Origin of the sequence: Niastella soli, from assembly GCF_017742245.1 — a bacterium.
GTDB lineage: Bacteria > Bacteroidota > Bacteroidia > Chitinophagales > Chitinophagaceae > Niastella > Niastella soli.
Window position 1 is genome coordinate 277685 of record NZ_JAGHKO010000014.1, and the last position, 12843, is coordinate 290527.

General features: G+C 45.2%; 9 protein-coding genes. All 9 read right to left on the reverse strand.

What is annotated here, in order from left to right; all coding sequences use genetic code 11:
- Positions 1–3: 3 nt before the first annotated feature.
- A complete protein-coding gene (locus J7I42_RS30115; RefSeq protein ID WP_209143287.1) occupies positions 4–2913 on the reverse strand; it encodes a sensor histidine kinase in 2910 nt (969 codons plus the stop codon).
- A 30-nt stretch (positions 2914–2943) separates the two neighbouring features.
- A complete protein-coding gene (locus tag J7I42_RS30120) occupies positions 2944–5823 on the reverse strand; it encodes a sensor histidine kinase (RefSeq protein WP_209143289.1) in 2880 nt (959 codons plus the stop codon).
- Complete coding sequence (locus J7I42_RS30125; RefSeq protein ID WP_209143291.1) at positions 5820–6827, reverse strand: glycosyltransferase family 2 protein; 1008 nt, start codon at positions 6825–6827, stop codon at positions 5820–5822. Before J7I42_RS30125 ends, J7I42_RS30120 begins: the two co-directional genes overlap by 4 nt.
- A 5-nt stretch (positions 6828–6832) precedes the next feature.
- Positions 6833–7747 (reverse strand): glycosyltransferase family 2 protein, encoded by a 915-nt coding sequence (locus J7I42_RS30130; protein WP_209143293.1) that lies wholly within the window; start codon positions 7745–7747, stop codon positions 6833–6835.
- A gap of 20 nt (positions 7748–7767) precedes the next feature.
- Entirely contained in the window at positions 7768–8679 is a 912-nt protein-coding gene (locus J7I42_RS30135; protein ID WP_209143295.1) for a hypothetical protein, read from the reverse strand.
- 1 nt (position 8680) lies between these two features.
- Entirely contained in the window at positions 8681–9505 is an 825-nt protein-coding gene (locus J7I42_RS30140) for a class I SAM-dependent methyltransferase (RefSeq protein WP_209143297.1), read from the reverse strand.
- Positions 9506–10060: 555 nt separating this feature from the next.
- Entirely contained in the window at positions 10061–10903 is an 843-nt protein-coding gene (locus tag J7I42_RS30145) for a LamG domain-containing protein (RefSeq protein ID WP_209143299.1), read from the reverse strand.
- Positions 10904–11076: 173 nt separating this feature from the next.
- Positions 11077–11913 carry a LamG domain-containing protein gene (locus J7I42_RS30150; protein ID WP_209143301.1) on the reverse strand — a complete coding sequence of 279 codons (837 nt, stop codon included), beginning with the start codon at positions 11911–11913 and terminating at the stop codon, positions 11077–11079.
- Between the two features lie 157 nt (positions 11914–12070).
- Positions 12071–12820, reverse strand: coding sequence for a menaquinone biosynthetic enzyme MqnA/MqnD family protein (locus J7I42_RS30155; protein ID WP_209143303.1), 750 nt, complete (start codon positions 12818–12820; stop codon positions 12071–12073).
- Positions 12821–12843 lie beyond the last annotated feature (23 nt).

The following is a 12843-nucleotide window of genomic DNA, read 5'->3' on the forward strand; positions in this document are numbered from 1 at the left end:
GTATTAAATAACCGGAAAACTTATTATTACCCTTGTTCCCAATGCCTGCTTCGCTTCATCTTCCAGGTCATCGATATGCATGGTAATTTTTTGTTCATGCTCCCGGTTGAACATCTCAATACGGTCCGCAGTTAAAGATAATCCCTTCGATTGATAATTAATGGGAGAAACGCTTTTAAACTGCATGGCCGCTTTTCTTCCTATGCCATTATCTTCCACCATGCATACCAGGTGGTTTTTATCCCTTTTTACGGCAATGGTTATAATACCGTTTTTATCGCGTCTGAAACGCAGGCCATGCCGCACGCTGTTCTCCACAAATGGTTGCAGGATCATGGGCGGAATGTAATAGTCGGCTGGTTTTACGCTTTCATCTACTACCACTTTCCAGGAGAACGCATTTTCCAACCGCGTTCTTTCAATCTCCATATAATTGGCCAGGTAATCCAGTTCTTCTTCCAGGCTTATTTCGGGCCGGGAGGAGAAGTCAAGCGTTTGCCTGATCAGGCGGGAGAAACCAGAAATAAATTTATTGGCGCCTGTTATGTCGGCATCCATCACATACTGTTGAATGGAGTTTAAACTGTTGAATATAAAATGCGGATTCATCTGCGCCTTGCGCGATAGTTGCTCCAGTTCATTGATGCGTTTTACAAAGGAGGTCTTCTCCTGTTCCCGTTTGCGGATACGCCGGATAATGAGCCACATCACCAGGCTGGTAATGGCCATCGATGTCAGCACGATCAACATCCGGAACCAGGTCTTTTCATACAACAGTTTTTCAACAGTAAACCCGCTGGTAAGCACCTGGCTGTATACATCGAATTTATTAATGGCCTGTAACTGCAACTGGTAATCGCCCGAAGGCAGGGCCGGATAGCTCAACAGGGTCTCGCGTGTTTCCCGCCAGGTACTGTCGAGCCCCAGTAACCGGTACCGGTAACGAATGTCACCACTCGATTTATACGAGATCGCCACATAGTTAAACTGGATATTATTTTTTGCATGTGGTATCAGCACAGGCGCATCGTCGGGATAATACACACTTCCGGCCACCGTAATATTAGTGAACCACAGGTCACAGTGCGACTGGCTGGTCATTTTTTCCTCATCAAAAAAAGTAATGCCTTCCGGGGTGCCGATAAAGACCTTTTTATTGGTAACATAGATCACGTCAATGATATCCGACGACAACCCATCACTGATGGTGTATTTTTGAATAGGGAACCAGGGCTCCATTACATTTATCCGGTTCACTCCTTTATCGGTACCCACCCACAATTTGCCATTCTCATAAAAAAGCGTCCGGCAAATATTGCTCGATAAGCCGTTATGGCGGGAAAATTGCCGCACCACGCCATCATTGCCGTAACCGATCAGGCCTTCGCCGGCTGTGGCCACCCAAACCACCTGATTGGCATCTTCTTTCACGGCTGTTATGTGGCCCTGCAATGCTTTTATCTTTTCACCCAGGTTGATCAGTCTTTTATCAGGCAACAGTTGGTACAGCCCGTTCAGGGTGCCAACATACAACGTATCGTCATTGGAGAACACACAGGTAGCCCGTTCCCGCAACAGGGTATCCACAATCTCAAATCTGTTTTGATCTACGGCCACCACATTCTTGTCTGTAGCTACAATCACGTTATTCTGGTAGGCACATAGGGCCTTAACAGTCATAGGATATATGGTTGCTGTTAATCTATTCAGGTCAGGCGTTAGCTTCTGCAAAAAGAACGCTGAACCCAACACCATACTTCTATCGTTCAGGGTGATCAGGTTAATAATGGGCAGGTGATTGAACCAGGTAAAGGGCGTTTGATCTTCCCATTTTCCGTTTGAAGAGGCATATTTACGCACCAGCTTATAAGTACTGATCGACTGTTTTAACTCCTTACTGGCCGGTGCCTGTCCCAGCCAGGATGGGATCGGCGTCTGTCTTTTTTCGATCACCTGTGCATTCAGGGCCACCGATGAATTGAGCCGGTACACTCCATTTCCCATAGTGGTGAACCACCAGCTTCCTTCCGAATCTTTGAACACATTGCTTATTGCTACGCCCGGCAGGTGATGCTGAATGCTGTCAGGGGAATTTACATCATACACAAAGGCGCCTTCCAGCGTACAGGAGGCCGCATGGCTGTCGTCGATAACAGCAGAATTGACCACCTCATATTTCCTGTTTGAAGCGAAGGGCACCATTTTCCTATCCGGCAGCGACATGGCCATCACCTGTTCAGGAGCGCTTCGGTAAAACAGTTTGTCGTTCACCATAGAAGCAAAGGCGAAATGTATATGGTCGTACACATAAGGGACCGTTTGCCATAAGGTAAACCGGTTCTGCTCCAACGTATAGATGTTGCCGTCTTCCATTAGCCAGAATCCGCCCGCCTGCCGGCCGCCGATCTTGGATATATAGCTGAATGGCTTTTTGCCATTGGTGGTGAGTGTGGTTATTTGTCCATTTGTTTGCAGCAGGTGCACCCGGGTCACTTCCTGTAATAAAATATTACCAGCCCGGTCTTCGGCAAACTGTACCACGTTATCGTGAATACGCAGGTTCTTTAACAGGGTATCATTGGTACTGTTGTGAATAACACCTTTATAATAATAGCAGACTGTTTTTTTAAAGGGCGCCAGCCATACCCTTCCTTTTGAATCGGCAAACACCTGAATGATGTCGTTATCGGGCAGCCCCTCTTCTTTAGTAAAACTTTCAAAATGCGACCCATCGAACCGGGTTACGCCCGTCTCGGTACCAAACCATAAAAAGCCCTGTTTATCCTGGGTCATGCAGTACACGGTAGAGCTGCCCAACCCATCGCGGCTGTCATAATGCGTATAACTATACTCCTGGCTAAAGAGTAAAAGCGGGCAACAAAGGATTAAAACCAGGAGGGTTCTTTTATTCATATTAATATTAAAAATAAAACTATCCCGACGTTAAGCAATCGGAAAATTTATAGTTACCCTGGTACCAAGGGCATTTTGTTCCCCATCTTCCAGGTCATCTATCTTCATCGTTATCTTGTGCACGTGCACCTGGTTGTACATCGCCATCCTGTCTGCCGTAAGGGACAATCCTTTTGACTGATAATTGATGGGCGAAACGCTTTTATAGCGCATTGCCGCTTTTCTGCCAATGCCATTATCTTCCAGGATACAGACCAGGTGATGCTTTTCGCGTTTTACCGTAATAGTTACCAGGCCATTTTTGTCTCTCCGGTAACGCAATCCATGCCGTACACTGTTCTCTACAAACGGCTGTAAGATCATGGGCGGAATATAATAGTCGGAAGGATGGACGCTTTTATCAATAGCAACCGACCAGGAGAAAGCATTCTCCAACCGCGTTTTCTCAATCTCCAGATAATTGGTCAAATAATCCAGTTCTTCTTCCAGACTGATCTCGGGTTTTGACGAAAAATCAAGCGTTTGCCTGATAAGCCGGGAGAACCCGGAAATAAATTTATTGGCGCCAGCCAGGTCAGAATCCATTACATATTGCTGAATGGAGTTAAGGCTGTTAAAAATAAAGTGGGGGTTCATTTGCGCCTTGCGCGACAATTGTTCCAGGTCATTGATCCGTCGGCTGATAGCGGTTTTTTCCTGCTCCCTTCTTCTGATGCGTCGTACTATCACCAATACCAGTAAACCGGTAAGGGCCAGGAACAGCAGCCCGGTCAGGAGCTTGAACCAGGTCTTTTCATACAACAGCCGCTCTACAGTAAACCGGGCTATCAACACCTGACTGTGTACATCAAATTTATTGACGGCCTGTAACTGTAATTCATATTCGCCGGAAGGCAGGGCCGGAAAATTCAAAAAGGTTTCCCGCGTTTCAAACCAGGTAGTATCCAGTCCCAATAACCGGTACCGGTAGCGGATGTCACCAGATGATTTATAGGAGATGCCTACATAATCAAACTGTATGCTGTTCTTTTTATGTGGAATGATCACCGGTGCTACATCAGGATAATAAGCCTCGCCCCCAATTGAAATATTTATGAACCGTAGATCGCAGCGCGACTGGCTGGCAATTTTTTCTTCATCAAAATAAGTAAGTCCTTCGGGGGTACCTACAAACACCTTGTTCTTGAAAGCATATACTACATTGACGATATCGGAGACCAACCCGTCGCCGGTAGTATATTTTTTTACCGGGTAAGCAGTATCGTTGATATTTATTTTATTCAGCCCTTTATTGGTGCCAACCCATAGAGAGCTGTCCTGTAAAAAGACCGTGCGGCAAATATTGCTGGTCAACTCCTGTTTAAGGTGGGCAATTATTTTTTCGTTCTTAAAGGCAATGAGGCCCCCGCCAAAGGTGGCTACCCACATTACGTTGTTGGTATCGCGCGTAATAGCGGCTATGCGATAGGTGAAGGGCGCAAACCTGTCGCCCAGGAATTGTTTGTCGCCATTGGGCAGCAGGCGGTATAAACCGTTAAGGGTACCAATATAAAAGGTATCATTCACTGCATAGGCAGTAGTTGCGCGCTCGCGCCAGATGGTGTCTTTTACAGCCAGGGTAAGCGGGTCAATGCGAAAAATATTCGCATTGGTAATTACCAGTACATCCTCTTTATACGGATAAAAACCCTTTACACAGATCCGCTCTATTCTTTTATAATACCTGGAACCTGGCGAAAAAAGAAAAAGGATATAGGCCGTTCCCCCCACAATGTTCCCGTCTTTGTTTACATACATGGCAGAAACATTGTCTGTTGCCTGTAAAGTATCTAACACCTTTCTCCTGTTTTCCTTCCCGGTTGAAAGGTCCAGCCAGTGAATGATATTCATGTCGCAGCCAACCACAACGGATCCACTGTCGCGTACAAACGAGACCACCTGGTGACTGACATTATAGTCGCGGTATTTGGTATTGAGCACAAAGGCCGAGTTCAGGCGGTAAAGTCCCTGGCCCAGCGTTGAGAACCACCAATTCCCTTCCTTATCCTTTAACACCCCACAAACCCGTACTCCAGGCAAAAAGCGCTGACCGCTATCGGGGTTGTTTACATTATACACCACCGTACCGTCTACGGTATTGAGCCCTACATGCTCTTCATCTATTATGGAAAAGTTTATCTGATTTCTGCGGGCAGGGATCCGCATGAACCGGTCTGATGCCACCGCTTGCAGCGTCACCTCCCAGTGGTTGTTCTGTATGGCTATTATTTTTTCGCTCACCGCAGCAAACCCCAGGTGTGCCGGTTGAAATTCAAACGTTCTTTCCAGGTTGAACTGGCGGTTACTAAATTCATACAGGTTATTCGATTCTATGACCCAAAAACCACCCGCCGGATTGCGCCCGATCGCTGACAAATACTTAACGGGTTTGTTGCCGATGGTAGTTATAGTATATACTTCGTTGGTAGTGGTAACCAAATGAAGCCGGTTGGTTTCCATTAATAAAATGTCGCCGCGATCGTTTTCGGCAAAACGCAAAACATTATTGTTGATCTGAATGCGTTTTAACTGGGGATCATTTTCCTGGGTATAGATCTTACCCTTGTAATAATAACAGATCGTTTTTTTAAACGGTGAGATCCAAACGCGGCCCCTGGAGTCGGTAAACATTTGAATGACCTCATTATCGGGCAGCCCGTCTTCCTGGGTAAATGTCCTGAAGTGCGTCCCATCAAAACGGCTTAAACCTGCTTCGGTACCAAACCACATAAATCCTTCTGCATCCTGGGTCATGCAATACACCGTGGAGCTGGCCAATCCATCCTTACTATCAAAACGGGTATAACCGTATTCCTGGGAAAGACTATAAAGTGGAAGTAGAATTAGTAAAAAAGCGTATAACGTTCTCATAAGACCTTATAAAAATAAGGCTTATTTGATAATATCCTGGGGGTGAAAGTCACTATCCGGCCCACATTGGCTGCAAAACGGGCAGCCATGCCAAAATTGGCAAACGGGTTGCGTAACCGAAAGACGTTGTCAAAAAAACTGGCAATAAAAAACACCGGGATGGCCATGAGGTAAAAGGCCAATTGTACCAGGAACCAGCCTATCCCAAATTGTTTGCGGATGCGCAGAAAGTTCGAGAGCATGATCTGTAATCCCTTCCGGTCGTACAGGTTATAATAGCCTTTGCCGGAAGAACCAAAGGCTTCATTGGCCGATTCTCCCTGCAGGTGTACCACTTTATATTGTCCGTAGATACATAGTTTACCGGTCTTGTGTAAACGGCTGCACCATTCCGCTTCCTCGGCATACAGAAAGAAATCCTCATCCAGCAGCCCGGCTTTATCAATAGCGGTCCTTTTTACCATCAGAAAGGCGCCATTGATCCAGTCCACTTCAACCAGGGCGCTCGAATCGGGCACATTGGGTTTTTCTACCTTTACTACATTGCCCAGCCATTTTATAAAACTGCCAAGGTAAGGCAACGGCAACAGGTAGTTCAGACCACCTTTCATAAAATAATTACCAGAGATCTGCGGGCTGCCGTCGGCATTCAATAACTGTACGCCACAGGCTATATAGGCAGATGCCTTGAACTGCTGGTAACATTGTTCAATGGCATTGTCAACGTTCAAGGTATCGGAATTCAATAACAACACCACATCACCGGTTGCCTGGCGGATGCCTTCATTATTGGCACGGGCAAAACCCGCATTGTACCCCATCTGCACCCATTTAACCAGGGGAAAGGCCCGGGTCACTATTTCCTGGCTGTTATCGCCAGAGGCATTGTCGACCACAATAACCTCCAGGGATACCTGGGAATTACCGGTAAAAAAAGTAGCCAGGCAATCAGTTAACAATTGCGGCGTTTTATAATTTACAATAATGACGCTAAGCCCAGGCATATACATTATTTGATTGCCCCCCGGTTAATGATAAAATTGAAGAACATTAAACTTTTTGACACCAGTCCTTTTTTCAGCAAAGCTGGTGATACTTTGCCCTGCCAGGTAACCATGCTCACCAGGGCAGCAGGCACAGGCAAACCTTTACTATACGTTGCCAACTGCTCCTTGTTTCTGATACCGGCATTCCTGAATGTTCGCCAGCAGAGATCATAATAGGTAAGATTCTTCAGTAACCAGGATCCCGTTTGCTGCAGAAAAACCAGCATCGCAGGCAGTAAAACCTCCCGCAGAAAAGGGACATCATGTTGTGAACTGGTACCGCCAACCGAAAAATTGGCGATCAGCTTATCTATGTACCGGGTCTTTAGCCCTTCCTGAGTAAAACAGCTGAGGTTAAATGCCCAATCTGCATGGCCTTTATACTGTATGTTATAGTTGCCCACGAGGGAAAACACTTTCCGGTTATAGAAAATGGCCTGGTGCGAAATATTCTTAGTCAATAATTTATAGTAATTGAACGGGCCATCGTACTCGTGTTTCCGATCGCCCATTAATACATTGCCATACACCAGATCAGCATCGGTTTCCTGCAACACCTTCACAACCGACTCCAACACCTGGTTATTGCACAGAGCATCATCGGCGCCCAGAAAATACAACCACTCCCCTACCGCCAACCGGATACCCTTATTCATAGCATCATAAATGCCGGCATCTTTTTCTGTGATAATACGCACCCGGTTATCGGTACTGGCAATTTCCTGTACTATGGCCACCGTATTGTCTTTTGACACGCCATCAACCACCAGCACTTCAAAAGCCGTAAAGCTTTGTTGCAGCAGGCTGTCTAACGCTTCCCGAATAAACGCAGCGGCATTAAAGGATGGTATGATGATGGTGATCAGCGGCGATTGCATATTATATGGTACTGTATAGTTTATCCGTTGAATACATGTTCATCGATCCAAACCCAGCCGTGGTATAGTTTTCGTTTTACCCGGGCCGACAGGTTGGTGAACATCCCGCTTTTCACGGCATTGCCCACCGGCCCTTTTTTGGTGCGGTGGTGATTGAGCAACTGGCCATAAGGCGAATTAACAAAAGGCGCCCTGGCATAAAAGTCAACGGGCTGCTGCCGGTACTGGTTTACCTGGTTAAATTCACCAGGCACCCGGTAGTCCGGCATTTTATAATGATTTCCATACTGGGAAGGCATTCTGTAAAAGGGGATCTGGTACTGCATGGCCAGTATCGATAAGATCGACTGGTCCCAGCGATGCTCAATAAAATCGGGCAGGTTCTTTTTGCCCAGGGTATTGGGATCACTGCTGATGACCCGGATATCGCGGCCATACTTCATCCAGTCATTCAGGAACTGAATGGCTTCCGGCGATTTTCTGAAAAGGGCAAAAGAAGCATCGCATTGAATGCCCCGGTAGTACTTTTTCTGGTCTGCGTCCATTAAAATAAAACAATCCCGTTTCGTCCACATGGAGTTGATCAGGTTGCCATTCGCAAACAGCAACACGGGTTGTTCCCTGGCACAGATCTGCACCAACGGATCAATAGGCGCTATTATTTCAAGACCACAATCAGCATACACAACGATATCACCATCCTGCAGGCTTTTCATGGTTTCCAGAATAATATAGGATTTCCATAACCAGTAGCCAATGCCTTTGGGCGAATCCAGCACCTTTTTATTTTCCGCATAAAAGGGGGTGGACTTTATATCCTCCTGATCGTAGCTGTTCACGGAGGCTATTCCATACTGTTGCGCGGAAGCGTTCAGGCGAAACCTGCTTTCCTTAAACAGATCATTGGAAAGGTTTGTCAGCACTACCCTCATACTAACAATTAAAGTTTGCGATCAACCCAACAGTATGCGGTGCTTCATGTTGGCCAACCCATCCATTCACATTCATGAAATAAATGTCTTTTATCTGGTATACGCGGTCGTATTTGCGAATGATCTTAAAGAAGCTGTTTTTCATTTTGCCTACCAGGTCGTCCCATACAATGATGAACTGATCATCGAGCAGGTTATACTTCACCAGCATTTCAAATTCAAACAGGATGGCCTGTGGGGTATGCAAGGCATCGGAAAAGATCATATTGAATTTCTCCCCCTGTAATTTGGCCCAGCTTTTTTCATCCCACACATCCGCACTTAAGTAACGCACCTCCATTCCCTTGTAATCGTAGGTGCGAATGGACGACTTGTTCTTCTTAATTGATTTGGGCAAGGTATCCCACTCTTCTTTTGACTGGTAAGTGAGCACCTGCTCCAGCCGGGGGTTTATTTCTTCAATATCATACCCGGTAAACCGGCCAGTCGTATGCGCATTCAGCACCTGGAAAAAGTTCTTGCCAACAGATACGCCGATCTCGAGGTAGTTTAGTTTTTTAAAATGCTTGCGCGACAAAAACACCATCAGATCGGTATAAGTAAGATCGGGACCGATATCCTTGTTCAGTTCAGATTTGATAAAATCAGGTACCCCGTATTTAAAACAGGATGTTTTCATGGCCTCTTCATCGATCCAGTCTTTAACCAGTGTCAGGGAGTTCCGGTTGATCTTTTTCAGTTCGTTCATTTCCTGTTCTGGAAATGCAACAGCCGGTTTGGTGTCAACCTCGGCAGCACCCAACATTCTTTTTAAGGCGTTTAACATACTGCTATTGTAATTTTTGCGGTTTTCAAGTTTTAAGGTCGCAAAAATACACCTAATTAGTAGCTTGTAAAATAAAATGTAGGCTGTTTTTTGGGGCACAAGCAACTGATTATCAGGAGTAAGGGGAATGGAGAATGGGCAATAGGCAGTGGGCCAGTAATGTCGTTAAGTAAGGGCCTGGTGGATTTTGTCCCCTCTTTGGATAGCCTGTCCCGCTTTGCGGGAGGTCGGGGGTGGGTTTTTGGCAGACAGCAGACAGCAGACGACAGACAGCAGACGGCAGACGGCAGACGGCAGACGGCAGACGGCAGAACGGACCTTCGCTTCGCTCAGGTCCGTTAATAACGACGCCATTGCGGATTGCCGCGACACGCGTAGCGTGGAGCGCACTATTGTATTCCATTGCCGATTGCCGATTGCCGAAGCGAATCCTAATAATCGCGAATCCTTTCACGTTTCACTGCCTTACCCGACTTGTCGGGATAAAAAAGCAATGGCCCCAACTGTAACGTCAGGACCAATGCTTTTTATTTTTTGACGAGTTCGTTTGGCTTATTAGTTACCAGTAAAACCTTCTGCCAGTTTGGCGATCTCGCACTCGGTCAGTACCCGGTTATACAAACGTACCTCATCGATCTTTCCATTAATGGAACCAAGATCATTCTTCCACCAGCCACCGATCATCAGGTCGCCATTGTCACATTTTCTTGCATTTTTCCATGCTTTTGTGAGGGCAGATTCCAACACGCCGTTCACATATATTCTTTGAACACCACCCGCATAAGAACAAATAATATTATACCATTTGGTTGGTCTTATAGGTCCCATTGAATATCCCCAAAATGTAGGTTCTGGGTTATTATAAATTACAGAACAATCATCAGGTCGGGGTGTGCTGAAAGTAATGGTAGAATCTGTAGCAGACATGTGATGGATAGAAAAACAGGTGCTATTAGCAGTCTCAAAGTTCTGACGACTTACCATTGCATAAAAACGATTGACCGTATTAGCCATTACCTGAAAAGAAACCGTAACAGTATCTGAATTCAGCTTACTGCTTCCTGGCACTTTCACATAGTCATTTATACCGTCAAATCCGGCGCAACTATTTAATTTGCCAGCAAAATCAGAGGTAATAAATGCACCGTTAAATGCGGTTCCATTATTACCATTGCCGCTTTCATCATTAAAGTTCCCGTTAAAGGGGTAATAAGCCAGCAAACCTTTTGTAAGGTTGGGCGTACAAACCGGCGGTGGTGGGTTTACAATCACCGTATCTTTAACGATCAGGGTATCATGAACAACCACAGGATCAGAAGGTTTAGGGTCTTTTTTACAAGCAGTAGTAAGTGAGACCAGTACAACAAGTGCACTTAAGCACCAGGCAACAATTTTCATAGTTTGATTGAATTAAAATAATCGGCGAAATTAAATACATTTTTTCGCTTATACAATAAGATTGATAAACATAACTAACGCAGGTAGACGTTTATACATAAAAACAATGGCCCCAACTTTAACGTCAGGACCAATGCTTTTTATTTTTTGACGAGTTCGTTTGGCTTATTAGTCTATTTAAAAGATTCGGCCAGCTTACTGATCTCGCAATCGTTTAACACACGTTTATAAAGGCGTACTTCATCGATCTTTCCATCTATAGAGATAACATCGTTTTTCCACCAGCCACCGATCATCAGATCGCCATTATCACATTTCTTCACATTTTTGAATGTTCTTGTCAGGGTATTTTGCAATACGCCATCCATATATATTTTCTGAACACCATTGGCAAAGGTGGCTATGATATTATACCATCTGCCTGTCTGGATTGTTCCCTTGGTATAAGCAGAGCCAGCCGGATCTGAAGAGTATCTTACGGTACAATCATCTGTTCCAGGCACCAAACCAAAACCATAAGTGCTCGAAGCTGCCTGTGAATGGATCCCATAGGCGTATGAGGCACCAGACTCAAAATTTATTCTGCTAACCGTTACGTTAGTGCGATTGGTATTATTTACCAATACCTGGTAAGAAATGGTCACGGTATCCGCATTCAGTTTAGAACTACCAGGAACTATCAAGTAATCATCTACGCCATCAAAACCCGCAGACCTGTTTGTTCTGCCCACAAAATCAGTGGTCAGGTAAGCGCCATTTTTTGAGGTCGCATTATTGCCATTGCCGCTTTCATCATTAAAATTACCGTTGAAGGGAAAATAAGCCAGCAGTCCTTTGGTAAGGTCAGTTTTGCAAGTAGTGTCTGGTGGCGGGGGGATATAAATGGTGTCCTTTCTGATGACAGTATCCTGGGTATTGTCACAGGTCTTACATTCTTCACAATCTTTCTTACAGGCAAAAAAACTTAATAGTGTGGACAGGGCTAAAAAACAAAGTACAGATTTTTTCATGCTATAAAGGGTTAATAATAGGGATAATGGAAAGCAAAAGTAATAAACCCTGCTAATTTTCCTAACAAACCTGATAATCGTGCAGAAACGGGGAATAGCCGTGTTGATTTGGCGGATAAGTGTGCAGGGGAAAGTCTGAACCGGGATCTTCCCGAAATCACACTTTCTGCTTCGCGGTAAGAAACTCCAGGAACTTTTCCAATCCTTTTCGCTTATTAGGCGTTAGTTCGTAGCTGATGTGTTCTGTATAATATTTATGAAGATCAAAAACAGGGTATGGGTTTTCTTCCACCGCCTGCGCTATATGTTGCAACCCCAGCTTATTGCCTTCATTAAAACCTTCAATAAAATCGGCTGGTAATTGTTTATTACTCACCCAGGCGGCAAAAACAAAGGGCAAACCGGTCATTTCTATCCAGGCTTCGCCCAGATCATAGATATAAGGAGATACCTTGCGTTGCTGCAATGCGCGGTCACCAATGACCACCCCGGCAGTAGTGCCTTTTATTTGAGAGCGGTAGTCTTCTTTCGTATCTATCAGCTCGGGTTCTATTTTCCAGAACTTGCGCAATAACACTTTGGCCAGCGCCACCGATGTACGGCTCTGGTAATCGAGTAGTACTTTTTCTACCTTCTCTAACGGAACTTCACTAAAAATAGCCACCGAAGCCACAGGACTTTCACAACCAATACAGTAATCAGTTATAATATGATGCTCTTTCAGGTGCGGGATCACCGCCACAGGGACCAGGCCTACATCAATTGTGCCCTCTACCAGCATGCGGGCAATATTTGCCGGGTAATCTTCGATCAGCAACAGTTGGTCTACCACCGCCGCACGCTGAATTCCATAAATTAAAGGCTTCGTATTGAGATAATTAACAATTCCAACCTTAATCTTATTCAATTGATTTAATTTTGCGGGCACAA